Annotated in this window: 18 protein-coding genes and 1 riboswitch; all 18 genes read right to left on the reverse strand. The window is 45.4% G+C overall.

What is annotated here, in order from left to right; translation table 11 throughout:
* Positions 1–19: 19 nt before the first annotated feature.
* Entirely contained in the window at positions 20–1,270 is a 1,251-nt protein-coding gene (locus NSS82_RS29240) for a glycosyltransferase family 2 protein (RefSeq protein ID WP_036682179.1), read from the reverse strand.
* A gap of 28 nt (positions 1,271–1,298) precedes the next feature.
* Positions 1,299–2,849, reverse strand: coding sequence for a hypothetical protein (locus tag NSS82_RS29245; RefSeq protein WP_076272944.1), 1,551 nt, complete (start codon positions 2,847–2,849; stop codon positions 1,299–1,301).
* Positions 2,846–4,399: a glycan biosynthesis hexose transferase WsfD gene (wsfD, locus tag NSS82_RS29250; RefSeq protein WP_076272945.1), complete on the reverse strand. Its 1,554-nt coding sequence runs from the start codon at positions 4,397–4,399 to the stop codon at positions 2,846–2,848. The genes NSS82_RS29245 and wsfD overlap by 4 nt, the downstream gene beginning before the upstream one ends.
* Positions 4,400–4,430: 31 nt before the next feature.
* Positions 4,431–5,585: a glycosyl hydrolase family 8 gene (locus tag NSS82_RS29255; protein WP_235219466.1), complete on the reverse strand. Its 1,155-nt coding sequence runs from the start codon at positions 5,583–5,585 to the stop codon at positions 4,431–4,433.
* Positions 5,586–5,754: 169 nt separating this feature from the next.
* Positions 5,755–7,800 carry a catalase gene (locus NSS82_RS29260; protein WP_076099734.1) on the reverse strand — a complete coding sequence of 682 codons (2,046 nt, stop codon included), beginning with the start codon at positions 7,798–7,800 and terminating at the stop codon, positions 5,755–5,757.
* Positions 7,801–7,936: 136 nt separating this feature from the next.
* Positions 7,937–8,920 (reverse strand): potassium channel protein, encoded by a 984-nt coding sequence (locus NSS82_RS29265; RefSeq protein WP_340961188.1) that lies wholly within the window; start codon positions 8,918–8,920, stop codon positions 7,937–7,939.
* A gap of 117 nt (positions 8,921–9,037) precedes the next feature.
* Positions 9,038–9,430: a DUF350 domain-containing protein gene (locus tag NSS82_RS29270; protein WP_038573772.1), complete on the reverse strand. Its 393-nt coding sequence runs from the start codon at positions 9,428–9,430 to the stop codon at positions 9,038–9,040.
* On the reverse strand, positions 9,427–10,020 hold the full coding sequence (locus NSS82_RS29275; RefSeq protein ID WP_232061559.1) for a hypothetical protein: 594 nt from the start codon (positions 10,018–10,020) through the stop codon (positions 9,427–9,429). Before NSS82_RS29275 ends, NSS82_RS29270 begins: the two co-directional genes overlap by 4 nt.
* Positions 10,021–10,089: 69 nt before the next feature.
* On the reverse strand, positions 10,090–11,292 hold the full coding sequence (locus NSS82_RS29280) for a glutathionylspermidine synthase family protein (protein ID WP_036682191.1): 1,203 nt from the start codon (positions 11,290–11,292) through the stop codon (positions 10,090–10,092).
* Positions 11,289–11,978: a hypothetical protein gene (locus NSS82_RS29285; protein WP_036682194.1), complete on the reverse strand. Its 690-nt coding sequence runs from the start codon at positions 11,976–11,978 to the stop codon at positions 11,289–11,291. The genes NSS82_RS29280 and NSS82_RS29285 overlap by 4 nt, the downstream gene beginning before the upstream one ends.
* Positions 11,979–12,006: 28 nt before the next feature.
* Positions 12,007–12,213, reverse strand: a complete 207-nt coding sequence (locus tag NSS82_RS29290; protein ID WP_232061479.1) for a hypothetical protein — start codon at positions 12,211–12,213, stop codon at positions 12,007–12,009.
* A 79-nt stretch (positions 12,214–12,292) separates the two neighbouring features.
* Positions 12,293–13,648: an MFS transporter gene (locus tag NSS82_RS29295; RefSeq protein ID WP_256718541.1), complete on the reverse strand. Its 1,356-nt coding sequence runs from the start codon at positions 13,646–13,648 to the stop codon at positions 12,293–12,295.
* A 92-nt stretch (positions 13,649–13,740) separates the two neighbouring features.
* The gene (locus NSS82_RS29300; RefSeq protein WP_076105081.1) at positions 13,741–14,775 is read right to left on the reverse strand and encodes a CdaR family transcriptional regulator; all 1,035 of its coding nucleotides are present in this window, start codon (positions 14,773–14,775) and stop codon (positions 13,741–13,743) included.
* 109 nt (positions 14,776–14,884) lie between these two features.
* Positions 14,885–16,036, reverse strand: a complete 1,152-nt coding sequence (locus NSS82_RS29305; protein ID WP_076105082.1) for a glycerate kinase family protein — start codon at positions 16,034–16,036, stop codon at positions 14,885–14,887.
* Between the two features lie 33 nt (positions 16,037–16,069).
* Positions 16,070–17,368: a GntP family permease gene (locus NSS82_RS29310; protein ID WP_036682204.1), complete on the reverse strand. Its 1,299-nt coding sequence runs from the start codon at positions 17,366–17,368 to the stop codon at positions 16,070–16,072.
* A 211-nt stretch (positions 17,369–17,579) separates the two neighbouring features.
* Entirely contained in the window at positions 17,580–18,899 is a 1,320-nt protein-coding gene (locus NSS82_RS29315; protein ID WP_076105084.1) for a nucleobase:cation symporter-2 family protein, read from the reverse strand.
* Positions 18,893–19,507 (reverse strand): xanthine phosphoribosyltransferase, encoded by a 615-nt coding sequence (locus NSS82_RS29320; RefSeq protein WP_076099816.1) that lies wholly within the window; start codon positions 19,505–19,507, stop codon positions 18,893–18,895. Before NSS82_RS29320 ends, NSS82_RS29315 begins: the two co-directional genes overlap by 7 nt.
* Positions 19,508–19,675: 168 nt before the next feature.
* Positions 19,676–19,779, reverse strand: a riboswitch (purine riboswitch).
* A 160-nt stretch (positions 19,780–19,939) separates the two neighbouring features.
* On the reverse strand, positions 19,940–20,887 hold the full coding sequence (locus NSS82_RS29325; protein ID WP_076105085.1) for a sugar-binding transcriptional regulator: 948 nt from the start codon (positions 20,885–20,887) through the stop codon (positions 19,940–19,942).
* Between the last annotated feature and the right edge of the window lie 20 nt (positions 20,888–20,907).

The raw sequence follows: 20,907 nt of genomic DNA on the forward strand, positions 1-20,907 counted from the left end.
ATGACTTTTTGGTGCCTCGTTAGTAGCGCTCTGTCTTGTACCATTTGGCTTCTCTTTTGAAGATGAGGTCTTTCAGGTATAGATATAACCCGTTAGCCGCGACAACCATCCACAGCTGGCAATAAGACACATACATCAACATCACAATCCCTAGATTGGACAAGCTCATCTCGCCCTTTTCTGTCGTTAGCGTGATGAAGGTCCCCACAACGAAAAGAATAATAGCGAGCAGCCATAAGAAATTACTAAGACCTGCAATAGTAGTATGCACATAACCCAAAGCATGCAGGATCAGCAGCACATCGGAGGTGATTAACGACAGCAGCAGCAAGAAGTAAATGGATAGAAAATAAAGAATATCGAACCGGACCTTTGCGGCCGATTTATTGAACAGCAGCGGAATATTTTTGACAATGACATAAATATTGCCCTTCGCCCAGCGGGTTCGCTGCTTGAACCAGACCTTTAGGGTCTGGGGTTCCTGCTCCCACGTGACGGATTTCGGCTGGAACTTGATTTGGTAACCCATCATATAAATCCGGAAGCTGATTTCTGTATCCTCGGCTATCGCTTTGACATCCCAGCCACCGATGCTTTCCACAATTGACCTGCGCATAATGAAATTGGTTCCCGGAATAGTGCAAAGCTTGAACAGCTTCCAGCGTCCCGCTTGAGCCATCCATTGAAAGGATAAGGTCTCAATATTAATGAACCGGGTCAGTAAACTTGCATCACGATTACGGGTCCGGAACTTCCCGATCACTGCACCGAGGCTGGAATCATGCATGATCTCAGCAACCAGATAACGCAAAGCTGTTTTCTCCGGAGTATTGTCGGCATCATAAATGGCGATTAGCTCCCCTTTACAGCTGGTAAAGCCTATATTCAAGGCATTGGATTTACCTTTGCCTCCTGTAACTGCATCCGTATTAATGACTACCAGCTGGCGCCCCGGATTTCGGGATTGTATTCCCGCCAGCAGCTCGGCACTGTTATCAGAGGAATTATCATTAATTACAATAATCTCATACCGATCTTGCGGATAATCCAGCGCGAGCAGAGATTCAACCGTCTTACAAATCACTACCCCCTCATTGTGAGCGGGAACCATAATTGAAACAAAAGGATATTCACCCTCTATCTCTGGTATATCCTCATTTTCGGATTTAATGTAATATAGATAGCCCGCGATAATGAGGGTCACATTCACCAGCAGCAGAGACCAAATACAGATCACCGCAATCACCATCAGCACGTCTGAAATCGTCATAGGGTCCTCCAAATCACGATTAGTTGTCTCATTTCAAAAACTTTCTGCGATATAACCGGTATCCGATCATCAGCAATCCGCCAAACAGCAGCAGAGAAATCATGATCACAACAATAAAAAATTGATTCTGAATATTGAAAAGTCTAGTAAAGCTCTTTTGCTGTTCCTCTGTGTAGCGATAATCGCTATCTACTGTTTCCGGTGTATAGTCCAGGCTTAGAGGTTGTCCATTAATAGAAATCATTCCATCTAGTGAGGAGATTGTGTTCTGATCAGTAACGACCTGATGCTCTTCTTGCTTATAATCGGCAAAAGAAACCCAATTCCGTTCCAGACTTTGCAGCATTTCTTCAAGCTGACGCTCATCCTCGGGCATGTCGACGGTGATTACAGTATCCATCGGCAATTGCGGTATCACTTTATTGGATGTAGGCAAAGCCTGAAGAAATTCCAGCGGAACGCTATATAAAGAGGATGGAAAGGATTTAGAGGTGTCGCTCTGCTCCATATAATCAATCTGTTCATCCGGATATAACACCACGGAATCAAAAAAGCTCATCCCCGCTTCTGAATACTCTTTGTCATACGACCAATGCATTTCCGCCCCGACTCCAAGCGGCCCAAGCCCATTTTCGGCCAACAGATTGATGAAATCATTCATCTTTTCTTTAAGCGTATGGTCAATGGAGCTTATCGTTGGCATCACCACTGGGGCATTGACCAGAATGCTTCCATTGCTGGATTGCACACTTTTCATGGCCACTAAATAACGCTGCATGGCCGGATAATCGGTATTGCTGAACACAGGCCGCACACTTGCAAGAAACGGAATCCCCAGTTGATACAGCCGCTCACCCGTTTCTGCCAGCAGTCGCAGATCGGAGAAAGGATAGATTTCTTTGATCGCAAGGTACATTTTAGGAGCAGCAGTGATATGGAGCCAATCCTTCAGAACATACGCCATCCCCAGCGTACTGACATTCCCTTGTTCAAAATATGGGGCATATGTATCATTCCCCTTACTCACAGCGTACGGTGCTTGCAGACCCTCCTCCGCAAAAGATAGTTTCCCAAAGGATTTGACCGCCTGACTCGCTGCAATATAAGGCATATCCTGCACCTTAGCTTGAATTCCGGAGAACTGTCCAATTTCGAGCTCAGCACTCCCGTCATAGATCACATCAGTGGTTAGCTGTAACGCCTTCATTAGACTAGCGGGTGGGTTGTACCCGATATGCAAATACTGCCCCTGATAATGCTCCCAATCCTCTATATAGGATTTATTCGTGATCGAAATATCCGCTTCGTTACGGACCATGATCACTCTGGAGTAATTTTTCAGCATCCCCTGCTCGTATTGATCTAGGCTTCGAAGTGTAACCTTTGTCGAGTAAGCTGCCAGCAGACGTTGAAGTTCAGTCACATTTCCATCCTTAGCGGTCCCCTTGGCAAGGCTGTCATAGAGCAGTAAGACTTGTTGTGGCGATGCAGCAGATTGAACAGGAGTGGTGGGAAGCAATAGGATGGTTAAGCTCAGCGTCAGCAGCAATATACAGTATAAGATCCCTCTGCGCTTCAAACACTCACATCCTTTTGAGGCTTTGTAAATGGACTAGACGTGGTGGGGCTCTCGTTAACCGGCTTTTTACGATTTTTGGAGAATCTGCGTCCGATCACACTAGATACTGTCAGAAAGGTCACCAAATCAAAAGATAAAGTGAACAAGAATTCATGCTTGGAAATGTCGGCATCACCAGCACCGATAATCGATACAAAAATGCCTGAAAGACCAATGCCTATCGTAGCGACAATCAATACCATCCGCTGCAATCCTCTAAAATTACGTGCCTTAATGGCTGTTACGAAAGAAGGCATATACAGACCGATGACAAGCACTGTCCAAAGGAAGATAAAACCTATCGTTCGTGGTGCCAAAGCCTTTTTCAGCTGACTGTATCCAGTAAAAAAGTGACTCTGTGCTCGAAATTCCTTCCCAAGGGATTGCTCGTAATTGCCCATCGCCGCTGGTTTGATCGAGAATGCACTTTGAGCAGCTACATTAAGAATCGAGTTAAGCTGATCCGGATTCGATATATAGTATTTAAGGATCGAAACAAATCCGTAACGACTGTAAAAGTTCTCTTGGAGGATCGGTGAATTCACATCAATAGTTCCGTATTTCTCGTAGTAAATGCTATTCTTCAAGATGGCATATTGTTCATCAATATCGAATGACTTCAGTGCCTTCTCCGGATCGGAGGAATCCTTCAGCACCCCGCGGGTCATGGCATGGAACTGGTTAATATTCACGAACTCATCCGAGATATTCAAATAGGTGAACACACCCGCGAACAGGATCAAAGCAAGGGAAACCATTGTCAGAATGCGAAATATTTTATCCCTGCGAATCCAAAGGAGCGAACACCCCAGAACCGCAATGATTATACCCACTGGCGCATTTTGCTGCTTGGAAGTAGTCAGGATGATCGTACTGATCAAGAACAGGGCCAGCAGCACATAGTCATTGTATCTTTTTTGATATAACAACAACCAAGCTGCGAACATAGTAATCATCGTGATCATCACGACGCTCTCGCCGTAAAAGGAGTTGAAATAAGCGGTATACCCGGTATCTCCAAATATAAAAATAGCAATACCTGCAGTGACCCATCCCTGCTTGCGGGTCATCCCCCATGTAACAGCCTCTATTAATAAGTAGATCGCCGCAACATATAAAATCGTATAAATGACTGCTTGAAACCGGATATCGAAAACCTCGCTGCTAAAAAACAGCTTATTAAGTCCAATGGCCAGCTTGATAAATAGGGACTGCGAAGAAAATAATGTCGCGCCATTCTCATTAAAATATTGAAAGATTCCATATTGCTTTACAAAATAACCAAAGTATTGCTCGTCATAATCCGGCAGATTGAAATAAATTCCGTTACTATAGATGCTGCGAAAAAAATCACCATTATCCGCCATTCCGACATACGGGGCGGTAAATAAGGCTATGATGGTTAGAAGCAACACTCCAACAGCAGTGATAAAAGCCGGGGACAATGGCAACGGTAGGTTAGCGAGTGTCATCCCCTGCCTCAGAGGTGATTTCACCGTGTTGTTTATCATGCAGATTCACCTTCGTTACTATAGGTTTAAATTAATAGACATAGGCCAATGATGCCATCAGATTATCAAAGGAATAGGCTTGGCCACTAGCTACATCGCCGAAGCCTCCATACAGTGAGCTGCCGGCATCGGTTATTCTGAACTCGTTCATTCTTTCAATGCTTTTGCGATAGAGTGCATCGTCTCCGATCTCGGCACCAATCATAGCCGTAATAGCGTAAATGGCTGTTGAGCGAATATCGTTAAGCGGCTTTCCCTCACGCGAATATTGTCCATATAATGTGCCAGCTTCGACCTGCTGCTTGATATAATCAATGCTGGAGGATTTCTGCTGGTCTACCTCTGCCAAAGCCAGAATAGACAGTAGCGATTCTACTGTATTGATATTCTCCGAAGTATAGGTTCCACTCTCATAATTAAACCTTGTTTCATAGAAGGGAAACTCATCTGATAAATATCCATCTTTCAGTATAACGCTCATATTATTCAACAAAAATTCACGAGATTCTCCAGAAACCGACAATTTTCGCATTGTACCTAAATCAATATAACATAAAGTAACGAATGTGTTGGTTTTTTTGTAATTTTCATCATAGAAGTCATACATATATCCATTTTTTACATTATAGTTATAAAATCTTTCACCATACTTATCCGCTTCCTCTGTATAGTGTTTATCCCTAAACGTATCCCCCGCTTCATAAAGCGCACGAATGATACGTAAGTCATCAACGGCAGCATTCACAGGATATAATTTCTGCTGTTTAGGGCTATATCGGTAGCTAAAACCGCCCTTCATATCAAAGGTTTGCTTAGCCAGCGCCCATTCTTCTGCAAATCGCTCTTTCTCACCACTCCGTACGGCTGCCAGCATCCTCAGAGAGGCAGACTCACTTAGAATCTCATGGCCGCTTGCCGCTTCCCCGGATTGCTCTGTTTCAATTAAATTCGTATAAACACCGGACGAGCCGGTAAGCTTCGTAACAATAAATTGCTCTAAAGCATCCAATTCCTGTGAATGGTCCCCCACATCATTATTAGCCGAACCCGTAGGATTCGGTGGCTCTGTTGTATGAACATTCGCGGAGGGCGAGGGTGTTGATGCCGGCGTTGCTGTTTGCTCGCATGCTGTTAATGCTGTAAAACCTATAAGTACCACTACAGCAACAGCTATCTCTTTCCTCAAAAAATCACCTCCCTAAGCATCTGCTTATATTGCCTAGTATTATCTATAACGGTAATATACATCACATACTTAATCCAAATGTTAAATTTATGAAACCATTAGATGAAAAAAAGAGGCATCCACACGCCTTCTGACGAGCAGACCCCTCTTTTTCTATCATCTATTTACTTTATTCCATACGTTCCCAAAAACGATGGGCAGAAATGGCCGCAACGAAGCTAGCCGCAAAAACTTCCCCACCATCGCCTATTACGACGCCCGGACTGCTTCTGTGTTCATCTGTTGCAAGCAGCTCAGCAAGTGTTGTGGTCATCGCGATGGGTTTAAAATGTGCATATGCTTGGTTGAGGAATAGCGCTGCATCTTTATGGAATTTCTTGCGCTCTGCATTTCCACCAGCCGCATAAATCGCATCGAAGAGCACCGAATCTGTAGTGGATAAGGTGTGGATGACTTCAAGCTCTGTGCCGTTTGAGCCTTTAATAAATCCAAGCTTATCACTGATTAGCTCCGGTTGAATCCCAGCTCCCATAAGCGTGTCCAATACAGGCATTACCGCAGCTTCATCAAAACCATCCCCGATAATCACGCCTACTTTACGCGTGTTGGGATGTTTTTTCGTATTAGCTTGACTTAAGGCTGGGGAAGCTTGAGTGACCTCAGAACCGCCAACTTCTGGAGCCGCTACTCCAATGGCTTCTGCCACAGGTACAGCAAGCTCAGAGGTAATGTTAGCGAGCATATTTACGACCTGCTGTCGGACCGACTTACTCTTAACCTTCCCAAGCTCGAAAGAATAAGCTTCGATAATATGCAATTGTTCCGGAGGGCTCATACTATTCCAGAATAACTTGGCTTGTGAAAAATGATCCTCAAAGCTTTTACTCCGGCTCCGTACCTTACGGCCCTCAACCTTTTCTTGATAATGCACATAACCGCCTTCAGCCTCTGGGACAGGTCTCGGTGTATTTTGGGCCAGAGAATTATTATGATAACTCACAGTGCCCTGATTAATCGTCTGCCGCCCATATCCGTCACGCTGGTTGTTGTGGAAAGGACACACCGGTCTATTAATCGGCAATTCATGAAAGTTAGGACCCCCAAGCCGAATCAGCTGGGTATCCGTATAAGAGAATAGTCTGCCCTGAAGTAGCGGGTCATTGGTGAAATCAATACCTGGCACTACATGTCCAGGGTGGAAAGCCACCTGCTCCGTTTCGGCAAAAACATTATCCACGTTGCGGTTCAAGGTCATTTTCCCAACGATCTGCACGGGCACGTCTTCCTCTGGCCATAGCTTTGTAGGGTCCAACACGTCGAAATCAAACTTGAATTCATCTTCTTCACTAAGAAGCTGAATGCCCAGCTCGTATTCCGGAAAGTTGCCGGCTTCAATCGATTCCCATAAATCACGTCGGTGAAAGTCAGGGTCCGCTCCTGATATTTTCTGTGCTTCGTCCCACACCAAAGAGTGTACACCAAGCACTGGTTTCCAATGGAATTTAACAAAATGTGCTTTCCCCTGCTCATTGATCAGACGGAAGGTATGAACCCCAAACCCTTCCATCATCCGGAAGCTTCGCGGAATGGCGCGGTCAGACATCAGCCACATCGCCATATGGGCCGATTCCTGGTTATTGGCGATGAAATCCCAGAAGGTATCATGGGCTGATGCCGCCTGAGGCATTTCATTATGCGGCTCCGGCTTAAGCGCATGCACTAGATCAGGGAACTTAATCGCATCCTGTATAAAAAAGACCGGCATATTATTGCCTACCAAATCATAATTGCCTTCTTCGGTATAAAATTTGGTCGAGAAGCCCCGGGCATCCCGCACAGTTTCGGCTGAACCCCGTGATCCTGCTACCGTTGAGAACCGGACAAACACCGGGGTCTTTACGGACGGATCTTGAAGGAATTTCGCCTTCGTATATTCTTTCAACGATTTATATACTTCAAACTCCCCGTGGGCGGCAAATCCGCGTGCATGCACGATCCGCTCAGGAATCCGCTCGTGATCGAAATGGGTCATTTTTTCCCGAAAATGAAAATCCTCCAGCAAGGTTGGCCCCCGGTCACCGGCTTTTAGGGAGAACTCATCCTCGGACACTTTCAATCCCTGATTGGTTGTTAAAGCGTGACCTTCGTCCTTACTGCGAAACTGTTCCAGTTGCTCATTTTTGCTATTTCCGTTCACTTTTTGCTGTTCACTCATTAACAATGGCTCCTTCCGAAAGGTAGAGTAACGATAATATTCATCTCTTACCCTTAAGGAAGGAACGGCAAACAAAAAGAAGCGGAATTCCGAGAAGCCCTTCTCCCGAAAATCCGCTTACTCGCTTATCTCTGACCTAACCTTTAATTCTCCGGTACGTCTCTTCATCCGAAACAATATATAATCTAGCCTCTTTAGGAATAGGCTGGCCCAGCTTGCGATTGATGCTAAGGTCACTACGATCCGAGAGTAAAGTTGCACCTTGAAGGAGCAATTCCTGAAACGCCTGCCCATAGGTCTTCCATGCACTATTCACTGGAATCTCATAAATATCATCCCCATACTGGCGGCTCAGCAGCTGCGTAATCACCTCTGAATTCCCCTCTTGTAGAGCGGATCGGACAGCCAATCTAGAAATGGCATCATGCGACAGAACGAATTCATTGACCTGAACATGCCTGAAATTCTGTATATTCTTCTCCTGCATAATTTCTACGGTAGTATGTACTTGTGGCGCTATGCGCTCAATGCTGGAGGCGATAAGCAGAGACTTCCCGTCAATTAGCGATGCCTCATCAATCCGTGTGTCTCCGAACACAATGGCTGCCCGGGCTTCGTATATGTTAGCTTTAAGGAGAATCTCATCGCTGGAAGCATCACCGCTTACAAAGTGGACCTGTTCCATATGCTCCAGCGGATGCCGTCCTATCTCATCAATGATGACGATATGACATTTAGGTGAATAGCATAACACCTCATCTACCGCAGCTTGTGCTTTCTTACTCCAATTGATTAATATCACATGATCCTTTCCCCGGAAGCTCAATGTTCCTGCTCCTCTCCTTCTCTGCACTTCTGCAATAGAGTCAATGACCTTGCCAATAACCAAGCTGAGAAGACCAATCCCAAAAATATACAGAAACATGGTGAATAGCTTACCAACTACAGTCTCGGCAAAATAATCCCCATACCCAACGGTGGCCATCGTTGTCATGACCCAATAGAAGGCATTAAACCAGTTGTGGAATGTACTCGGTTCAAGCAGGTAAGCTATCGATGCGCTAAGAATTATAAAGATCAAAATAATCAAACCGATCGACCGTTTGCGTAAACGCATCATCCTGGTGGATATTCTCAGAAAAAAATGCATCTGCCATCCCTTCCTCACATTAATAAAGCTGCCTCTCGAGGTTATTACTGAGGGCAGCCTTATCCATGTCCATCTGCGATTTTTGAACTAAACAATCAAACTGCTGACTGCAAACGCTGTGCCGATAAACACCAAGCAGAGCATAGTGCCTACTGCCACATTGCCTTTTTCCAGATGTTCTGAAATTTTAAAGCTTGGGGTCGCCAATTCAAAAATCCAGTAAGCAGCGATGAGGCACACATAACCGACAGCAAACCAAATGATCATATGCAGAATAGAGGTATTCGTATACGCCGCTACTCCAATGATAATTGCTGTGGCGAGAAATTTGCCGCCAAGCGCTAGAGCTACAGCCACATTCCCTTTTTTCAGCTCTTCCATATCCTTGAACGGGGTCATCAAGCCAAAGATAACCATACCCAACAATTGCAGAAGAATAATCACAAATATACTGACTATCAAATTAACAACAATCGTCACTTTGCCCACCCCCGAAATTTCGCATATGCCGAGTCATAATCGGCGAAATCATGTACTTCCTCAAGGACTACGGAAGCGGTCTTTTCTTTCTCTAATGCTGCATAACGCTCATCGTCTATCGGCTGCTTGATCCGGTTGCCGGAAGGCAGCTCAAGGACGGCAAAGTTTCTTGTCTTCTCATTATATTTTGTCTTGTATACTCCTACAAGATCAACATCCGTAGTTACCGATACCTTAAGGTTGGTAAGGTCCTCTACTGCTGTTTTTTCATCGGGATACGATTTAATGGTCGTCCAGGAAGATAGGCGGACTTCATTGCGTTGGTCAGCATCTGTGATCAGCTCAGCGTCCATGAACTGCAATGTCCATATTTTATCGCCAGTAGCATAATTCTCATCATTCGGCAGCAGCTCATTATCCGGCAACACCGTCATATCGCTGCCAATTAGATCGCCTACTGTACTCTCCACAACCCGGTAATCCCAAGGTACCCGTGCAACACTATCAGAAGTTTCGGCAGTGCCTGAATCAAACACACTCCCCTGATTACTGGAACATGCACTAAGCAGCAGCACCGTTAGAAGCATCATACATAAAGCGCCGATCCGGGCCTTTACTAATCTAGTAGACGACTTGTTTATAGCCTTACTTTTATCCAACTATCTCACTCCCAACGCGATAAAATGACTGGCATTGCCCGTAATCAGTCCGCCAGCCCGGCCGAGCAGCCCACACGGCTTCCCATTAATGACGAACATGCCTGTCAGTAGGTGGAATTCACCTTCGGCGGTGTGTATTCGGGCTAGTTCAGCTCTTTTTTGATATACAGAGGGAAAAAGCTGACTGCTATCATAACCCTCTTCGTCCTCAATTTCCAGAGTTCCACTATCGTCAAAGAGACGTACAGAACCGCCTTCGCGGCCAAATACAGATTTGGACACAAAGCTGCCAGAGAACACAGGCTTATTATAAGTCGGCAAAATATAACGTGAGATCGCCTCACGCTCTTCATTGTCAAATAATAAGCCAAGCTCATACATTCCCCACACAGCTGCAATCAATCCCTTAGACTGCAACAGGATACTGTGAGGTCCATTAAAAAGCTGAAGATTTCCCTGCTCAACGGCATAGGCAAGTGCATCTCCACCTTCGTCGACGGCCATCCACTCTTTAGGATATAGAGCAAACATCCGCTGTATCACCCGGTCCTCCCCATCCTTCAGAATGCCCTCATCGACCCACAGGTCGAGGCAATCCACACACTGAATAGTAAGTCCGCTATGTCTGACCAAGGCTTCAATCGTACCTGAATCTTCAAGATGGGACCCATAAGCAACACAAGCTGCGGTATCTGGACGTTCTATCTGCCATGCTGCGGCAAGTTGTTCCTTCATCGCATGATTTGGACTAGCCACACCCGCCTGTTCACAGATCCAAGGTGTTGCTATGGAAGCCTCCACATAACCTGTAGGTGTATCGGCATTCAGTTCCAGAAGCTTGATTGTTCCATCATGAGCTATCGCAAAATCAAACCTTGCATACCGGCTGATTAAGCCTTCTTCCGGAATAGGAGACCCATCAAGCATCTCCCAAAGAACAGGGGGAATGCCCAGTAGCTCATACAAATCGCGTTTTAGATGTATATACCGAACCGCCTTATCGAGGATAGCCCAAAGCTTTGCGGAGGCTTCCTCAAGCTCCTTGTAAATGTCGCTGCGCATCACAGCTATTGCATCCATCCAATACTCTTCTTCCTCTAGATCTGCCCAAGTGAACCCAAGCTCATACAGCGCTTGTACCCGTGGGCCCCGCTCCAGATCAGACAAATCCAGGATCTCAAACACGCTCTGCTGATCACTCATCCGCCGAAACCACTCTTGCTTGAACCTGATCTCGATGAAGATTTCGAGCCTGAGCTTGATTTAGAGTTCTTCGAAGAGTTTAAGCCACTGGAAGTGCCCCCGATTCCGGTCTTCGAAGAGGAACCCCTTCTCGTGATGGAACCCGTGGATGAGGTTGAGGTTTTAGGTTTCACTACAGAACCGGGCACCTTTTTATTCTGAAACTTTTCGCTGCTATAAGTAGGTGGTTTATAAGTGGTTCTCGTGCCTCCATAATAGGTAGGACGGTCCTTAGCCCATCCTCTGGAAGAGTAATTGGCACCGCTGTTAAACAACATATGATACAGAAGCAAATCCGTCCAGCCAAAACCTGAATGATAACCGCCATAGTTATTCACTACAGTTGTCCCGTTTGAAGTTACTACGCCTTGGCCTTGCTCCTCTACCTCTTTCGTACCTTCTTCGGGATAGGGAATATTCCAATCCACATTTTTATCAAAATAAGCTTTAACCTCTTCATTAGACCAAGAGACTAGCTGTGGTTCGCCCGCAGAAGTATTCGCGCTAGCCCCCGCTCCGCCAGGAATAAACATAGCATTCGCTAATAAGGCTATGCCTAGCGATGTTGATAATACACGGATGGGTTTGCCATCGGCGGTAAATAATTTTGATGCAGGCAATTCCTTATCCCTTTCTTCTTTAGCCATCGTAAGGTTCTCCTTCCCTGATGATCTTCTATCCCTCAGTGTGCATCGGAACAAGCAAAAGCTCCAGCTTGCCCTCATCCACATTCAGTCGTCCTTCAACCGCTTCATATTCCTTACTGCCCACCACTATATAATTGACATGTTCAAGTGCAGTTATCATATTCATGCTCCACGTACGCTCTTCAATTACTCGTAGATCACCCTCTGGCATTTTTTCGATTAAAACTACACTCATCCCGTTATCCATTATTACCATTCCTTCCTTATATCTGCTATAGCATCTGATACGTTTTTATCACCTTTTCGTTTCAGTTCTAAGCTTGTATAGATTGCCCAGTATTACTTTTGGAATGAGAACGTCTGTATAAAAGGAGAACTCCTAACGAACACAAGCTGACAAGAAGCAACAGTCCGTATACATGCTCATATGCTTTTGCCGGCGCAAGATCACGCTGAGCATGCAGCAACAGCCCACAGACCGCAACAGATACAGAACCTCCAAAGAACTGAATCAGTTGTAAAAGCCCCATACCTGAACCAATCCAAGTTCGCGGAAGAACCCGAGAAGCTTCATTATTTAAGGATGCCATTGTCGCCGAGAAGGCAGGAGAGAAGCAAAGATAACCAAGCAGAAGAACTACAGGAGATACAGAAAGGTTCAGCGCAAATGCAGCCATAACAGCGGCAAGGATACAATGTCCTATGATTAAGAAGCGCAAGTTGCCATACCGGTCAATAAAACGTCCAACAAAACGGGTAAGAAATGCGGATAATAACGCACCAGGTGCGATAAACAAACCAATCATCAACGCCGATTTACCAAACAGATTAGCGAGCACAAGCGGCATCAGGAACAAATTCCCCAAGTTCAGCACCAGAATACAAAAGCCTATGGTAACTAGCTTCAAGTATCCCGGCATTTTTAGCAGCTGCGGGTTAATAAAGGATTCCTTCGCCTTCTTCAAATACCAAGCGTGCACGATAATAGACACTATGCCCACTGCTAACCATACCAGAGATTGGGTAGTTACGGCTACCAGCAGACTTGCCGCATTTACAACGGTCAACGCCGCCCCAATAACATCAAAGCTTGCAGGCTGAGGCTGTTCCTTAGGTAATAACCGCAGCAGCACTGGCAATACAACAAGCACAAGGCAAGTAATTCCGAATAACCCATTCCAGCCAAAATACTGACTGATGACGCCACCGAAAATAGGGCCCAACCCAAAGGCCATTGCACTCCCTGCGGAGATCATGGCGATAGCCGCACCACGTCTTTCAATAGGTACATAACGGCTGGCCAGTACGAGACCCAATCCAGCCATCGCACCCGCGCCGGCAGATTGTACTATTCTCGTTATCAATAATGTATTAAAGTCATGCGCAAATAATCCAAACACTGAGGCTAACCCAAGAGTAATTAAGCCAACGGTCAAAAGTCTCCGAATCGGCACCACGTCTGATAAGCGGCTATAAATAACCGTCGATAAAGCATATCCAATCGAATAGCTCGAAATTACCCATGAACCTAGATCAGCAGAAATTTGGAGATCCTGAATAATGGTTGGAAGTGATACATTAAACATCGTTGTGTTCATCACTACGATAAAAAGGCACATGGTCCATAATGGCATGACTACTTTATCATTCATTACTACTTTATCATTCATTCCTATCCATCCCTGTCCTAATTTATCTATACAAGCTTATCTAAGTTTATGCCTATAAAATCAGGATGGCAATTGGAATAGGGGGATTTAGATTACTTCCGCCACATCAATCCGCACAACAATTCAAACAACTCCATGTAGTTGCGTGGATTTTTGCCCGTCAATGTATGAATGCGATTAAGCCGGTAGTTCAGTGTATTTCGGTGAATATTCAGCTTCTGTACAGTACGATTATGGTCCCCATTCTCAGCAATAAATACTTGCAGCGTTTCAATCAGGCCTGTCTTATCGCCCGACTGATCCAGCAGAGCATAAATCGTCCCGGGCCGTTCCGCCCCGTCATAGGAGAGATGAATTAAGAATTTTAGTTCCTCATAAGTGTACAGTTTCTTGAGCGGGTCGACTCTGCTGCCAACACTAATCGCCGCCTGGGCCTGTTCAAGTGAATATGCAGCTAACTCCGCTGCTTCGCCAGAACCTATTCGCCCCACATTCGTACATGAATTTAGTTTTCCTATAAGCTCTTTATAAAGAAAAGCATCCGTTATGAAAAAAACCGCCTTATCATTCTCCAAATTCCAGTAATGTGGATAAGACCTAAATACATTTTTGAATTCTTTTCCGTTCACATCGCCTTCCACAAGGATCGCCCAGCATTTTTTCTTAAGATCAAGCCCATAGCTGCCAGCCCGTTCCAAAAACTCAAGATCATATGCTTCTTTACGATAGGATAATTCATGATAAAATTTCACACGTTTTACTCGCTCATCCTGTTCCAGCTTGTTCCTTGCTTCCTGCTCAATAAGTAATATAGTAGTGACTCTGACCAGCTTACTAAACGGCCTCACCTCATCTGGATGTCCCGTAATACCTACCACACCTAAAACTTTATGATCTATAATAATGGGTTCATTCACCCCCGGCTTCATGCCGCTGCCATCCTCGTACACTTCAAAGACCTGCCCACTTTGAATGGCTATTCTCGCTCCCTCATGTAAAGTTCCGACCCGTTTTAGATCTCCGCTCCCTACAATAAAGCCGCTCTCATCCATAACATTAATGTTATAAGGAACTACGCTCATCATTTCTTGTGCTATTTGTCCTGCGAGTGATTTCGATATCTTCATGACTGTACCTCCTGTTCCTTTATATTCTACTCAGAAAGCTTCTACCTTAAAAAAGAAAAAAGGGGCTGACTCCGTTCAGTCAGCCCCTCTATCACCTTCTATAATTCAATCAGCTTCCTTGGTTCAGCATGGCTAACCTAGCTACATTCTCAGCCGTTCTTTCCAGGTTCTCTTGCCCTTTATTCAAAGCATCCTCCAATGAAGCTGCGCCTGGCATAATGCCAAAAATAGCATCGATCCCTTTATCATACAGCACTTCCGTCTGATCGCCGATCCGTCCCGCGAAGGCCAGTACGGGTTTATTATATTTCTTAGCTACCTCAGCAACGCCAAGCGGGGTCTTGCCATATTGGGTCTGGAAATCGATGCTTCCTTCCCCGGTCCACACCATGTCCGCCTGCTGCACCTTTTCTTCAAGTCCAGTATAGTCGATCACAAGCTCAATGCCCTTTTTTAATATTCCGTTTAAGAACACTACCAGTCCTGCCCCAAGTCCACCCGCTGCACCAGCTCCAGGCATATCTATAATATCGAAACCCAATTGCTCTTTGATGACACTCGCATAATGATGCAGATTACTGTCCAGCTGTTTGATCATATCTGAAGTAGCCCCTTTTTGCGGACCAAATACATTGGAAGCCCCGGTCGGACCACATAATGGATTCGTAACGTCGCAGGCCACTTCAACCTGTACATCCTTCAGGCGAGGGTCAAATCCACTCAGATCAACACGGGCTAATCTGCCAAGCTCACCACCACCAAATAACAACTCATTGCCTTCGGCATCCAGCAGCCTGCCGCCTAATGCCTGCACCATCCCGGCGCCTCCGTCATTGGTGGCACTGCCACCGATACCGATCAGCAGCTTGCTGACCCCACGATCCAGACATGCTTTGATTAACTGTCCTGTCCCGTAGGTGGTTGTAATCAATGGGTTACGTGTCTCAGGGGATACCAGCTGAATGCCACTCGCACTAGCCATTTCCAGCACCCCTGTCAGCCCGTCTCCTGTGATTCCGTAGGATGCGCTAACTTCATTGCCAAGTGGCCCTTTAACTTTTGTTATATATACTGTACCTTCCGTTGCATCGACCAAGGACTGCATCGTTCCTTCGCCGCCATCTGCCATGGGTACATGAATACAAGTAATATTAGAATTTACTTTATGAATGCCTTTTTCCATGGCTTCACAAGCTTCTTTGGCTGTCATGCTTTCCTTGAAAGAATCCGGTGCCAATACGATGACAAAGTCTTTATTCATAGAATATCCGTCCCTTCTAGTTGCAAATATAAATTATAGGATGAAGCCGTATAATATAGTGGCGACGATAGCCATCGTCAGACCCACGAGACTTTCATAAGGAATCAGTGACATCCGGTCCTTAATGTTCATCTTAACGGAATCTGCGGTCACGTGGAAGAAGTTACCATGTGGCAGATGGTCAATAACTGTAGCCCCGGTGTGCACCATAATTGCTGCATTTAGCGGCGCTGTGCCCATCGAAAGAATAGCGGGACCAAATGATCCGGCAGCCACGATAGAAGCCGTAGAGGTTGATGCTGTAGCAGCCGCCATCAGGATTCCTGCAATTGGAGCAAGGAACGTTCCGGAAATTCCCATAGCCGTTATTGCATCTACAACAGTAGCGCTCAGATCCGATTTCGAGATAATACCAGCGATAGCACCAGCACCAATCAGGATAATGGCTGTACCTGTCATTTTATTTAACCCTGAGGTTGTAAAAGAAATGATGTTCTTCGTTTGTTTCATAGCAATCAATCCAATAATGCCGGCAAGAGGCAAGATGATCATAGAATCGACTTTAAATGATTTCAGCAATTCGATATTTAGTATATTTCCGATTGGGTTAATGGCTAGAAGCAAAATAGCGACAACTGGAGCGACGATAGCACGGCCAAAGCTAGGTTTAACCTTAGTGCTGTCTTCCTCTTTAGTTACAACGTCGCCCTCTGCAATTTTCACACCTTTGTTGACCAACAGATTAGCAATAATAACAGTGACAATCAGACCCGCAACGGCTGGGATGAATCCATGAATCATGACCTGAGCCAAATCTACATCAAAGCCTTTAGCTACGGCAATGGTGTTCGGGTTCGGTGAAATAATGTTACCGGCTTTACCGCCACCGACCAGTGCGAGCAGCAAAGCGGTTTTGGAAATGCCGATCTTCTTACCTACGGACAAAGCGATTGGAGCGACAATAATGATAGCGACTGTGATGAATACGCCCACTGCTGTAATTATCATAGTAGCCAGCGCTATAGATAATAACGCTTTCTTTTCACCAAGCTTATCTACTATGGTCTCGGCCATTCGTTCGGCTGCCCCTGATTCAATCAATACCCCGGCCAGCACACCAGCTGCGAGAACACGTACAACTGCACCCATAACACTATTCGTTCCGTCGATGACATATTGTACTGTCTCTGCAATGGATGCCCCGCCTAATATCCCTCCGGCAATCGCGCCTAAAAAGAGTGCGTAGACCGGGTTAACCTTTTTGAAAATCAATACGACGGCCAGAATCAATCCCGCAATCGCGCCCATCCAGTTAATTACTGTGCCTTCCATCTCTAGTTGCCCCCTAGTATAAGAATTTGACACTATACAGTGTGTAATTTGATAACGCTTTCTAAACTGAGTATACTGCGCTTACAAACCCAATAATATTGACGGGACAACCTATTTTTTTGTGCATATGCACAAGCTCTGAGCATGAGAAAAAGACCAAGCTTAGGTTTCAGCACACCAGAGCTTGGTCTTTTAACATGAATTAGACGTATTAAGAAACTTGAGTTTCTTTCGTTAGAATAGGGGCAGCAGGATCTTCTGCCAGAACATTATCCTTTGTCTTCGAGAGGAAGATATTCAGCACAATCGCTGTAAGGGAACCGGATACGATACCGTTTTGCAGCAGCATCCGGGCGAATTCAGGCAATTGATCGAACATCGCAGGTACAGTTGCCGAACCCAAACCAACAGCGATACTACAAGCGGCAATCAGCAGATTACCATCCTTACGCAGATCTACCTCTGACAGAATCGACATCCCGGAAACAGCAACCGATCCGAACATCACGATCATCGCTCCACCCAGTACGGCATTGGGAATAACCGTTGTCAGAGCCGCCAATTTAGGCAGTAATCCAAGCACAACCATAATCCCGCCGGCTGCAAAAATAACATTCCGGGTTTTGACCCGAGTCAGCGAGACCAGACCTACATTTTGCGAAAATGCTGTGTACGGAAATGCATTAAAGATCCCGCCCAGCATAATCGCCAAACCTTCCGAACGCAGCCCGTTTACGATCTGCTTTTGTTCCACTTTCTGATCCGTTACTTTACCAATCGCAAAGTAAACGCCTGTGGACTCCACCATACTAACAATATTAACAATGATCATAGTGAAAATAGCCGTAAGATTGAACTGAGGCCATCCGAAGTAGAAAGGCTGTGCAACACTTACCCAAGAGGCTTCACCTACTGTAGAGAAACTAACAATGCCCATTCCATAAGCAATAATTGTACCCACTAAAAGACCTATCAAGACAGAGACCGAGCGAAGAAATCCTGTAGTAAAACGGTTAACCGCTAAAATGACCAGCAGCGTGATCAGTGCAAGCAACAAATTGCGGGGATTCCCAAAATCAGCGCTGCCTTCTCCGCCAGCTACGCTATTCATAGCTACAGGAATAAGAGATAACCCAATAATGGTCACGACTGAGCCCGTTACTATCGTTGGGAAAAACCTCAGCAGCTTCCCGTAAAGGGGGGCCGCCAGTACCACGAATAGACCAGATAAAATAATTGCTCCGTACACCGTTGCCAAATTGTTGGCACTGCCGATAGCGATAATCGGCCCTACTGCCGTAAAGGTACATCCAAGAATAACCGGCAGCCTGCTGCCAAAATACTTAGTGCCCATAATCTGCAGCAAAGTAGCTAACCCGCAAGTAAACAAATCAGCTGCGATAAGATAGGCCATTTGGGTGGCATTCAGGTTCAGCGCGTTTCCTACGATCAGCGGAACAACAACTGCTCCGGCATACATCGCCAGTACATGCTGAAATCCTAACGCAAATACTTTTTTCTTGCTTAACATCTCGCACTCTCCTTGATTGGCTCTTTTGAACTTTCATTATCAATGAAGTGAACTTCACCTGGTGACATAGATGTGATCCGGGCTAAAGCATGGACTTCTATCCCTCTATCCTCGAGTAGACTCCGGCCTTCTTGGAAGCATTTTTCAATCACACAACCAACGCCAAGGAGCTCAGCGCCAGCCTCTTGCACGATATCAACCAATCCAACAAGAGCAGCACCAGTAGCCAAAAAGTCATCTACAATAAGCACCTTATCGCTTGGTCCGATATATTTTTGCGAGACACTAACCATATAATCCTCTTTGCGTGTAAAAGAATGTACCGGCGCGGAATAGACCGCTTCAGATAAGGTCACTGCTTTCTTTTTCTTCGCATATACAAACGGTACGCCTAAGGCGATGGCCGTAGCCATGGCGAATTGAATGCCACTTGCTTCAATAGTGATGATCTTAGTGATAGGTAAATGTCCAAACAACCGCTTGAACTCCTGTCCAATTTGTAAGGCAAGCTCCGTATCCACCTGATGATTCAGAAATGAATCTACCTTTAGTACCGTATCTGATAAAATAAGACCCTCTTGTCTGATGCGCTCTTGAAGTACCTTCATAGTAAACTTGATCTCTCCTTCTGAATTAAAAACAAAAAAAGGACAAATCCCTTGAGTCGTTTCTCTCAAGTGAATTTGTCCTTCTGGGTTTTTGTCCCTTAGTGGTGTAACACTGCATAGTGTCCGCATCGCTCGGTCCAGTCCTTCCATAGTCAGGAAGCGGAACCCTAGATGCGCTATTTCACTCATAGTCGGATAATTACAGTGGTTATCCGGTAGAAACTTATGGGCCATATTCCCAAGATTATATGAGTTGACAAGCAAATATAAGGATAATGTATAATGTGAAACTTATATTTTTATAAATGTTCGATATGAATACCTTGTATATCTTACACGCTCTGTCTGGTGCTTACAAGCAAAATTTTAAGCAATTTGCATGCCATTTTCAGGTTATTTTCACGAAATTCAATTGTTTACATTTAGTAGTTGTTACTCCAATATCTTCTGCGCTGTTTCTTGGGTCGTTACAAGTACATTCATATAACCGCCATTTAGCGCACCACGGATCCCTGTAACCTTCTCAAGTGACTCCGCTACACCAATCGAATACCGAGCTTGCTTGATCTGCTCCAGCTCAATAGTCAGCGTTCGATCCGATATTCCGGTATGCACGGGAATCCCGTTGCCATCATAGAATCGTGAACAGATATCACCAGCGACCTTTCCATTCTCCAGCTCAGCAATCACTGCATCACCATAAAATCCGCGCCACGCCTCTTCCCCTTTCATTTCCGGTGATCCGATGCCGAACACAGCGATATCCAGATGGTCCCACGCCTTGGCAATGGTCTGATAATACTGCGAATTCATCAGTTGATCTCTAGTTTCCTTTTGCTCCGTGATCGCTGGAACATCAATCATTAACGAGCGCGCACCCCATTTCAGGGCAGCTTGATAGCAGATGTTATTTACATGGTACCCGCTCTCCATCTTTCCTGATGGGCCGCCGACCGTAGGTACACAGGTTACAAAAGGTCTCTGGGCTTGTGTTAGGCTTTCTACAACGGCAGCTAAGCTGCTTCCCCAAGAAAACCCAATCGTATCTTTCGGCTGAAGCACTTGCTCGAGCCATCTCGCACAGGCTTGTCCTATAGCTTTGCGTTTAATCGTACTGGACTGTGCAGGGTCTACCTCCACAACAATGGCTTCCCGTAGCCCGAACCGCTCCTTCAGCTCCTGCTCCAATGTAAAATGATCGCCAGTATCGTAATTAATAGTTATTGTAACGATACCTTCTTCACGTACCCTCTTTAGCATCCTGCTGATGGTGGTACGATATATACCAAGTTTGCTAGAGATTTCACTCTGCGTTAAATTCTGTTCATAATACATTTGTGCTATTTTAATGAGCAGCTTCTTATCTTCTTTTCGATCCATGTTACAACGCCCCCGCTATA

This window comes from Paenibacillus sp. FSL H7-0735 (genome assembly GCF_038008505.1).
Taxonomy (GTDB): Bacteria; Bacillota; Bacilli; order Paenibacillales; family Paenibacillaceae; genus Paenibacillus_AQ; species Paenibacillus_AQ odorifer.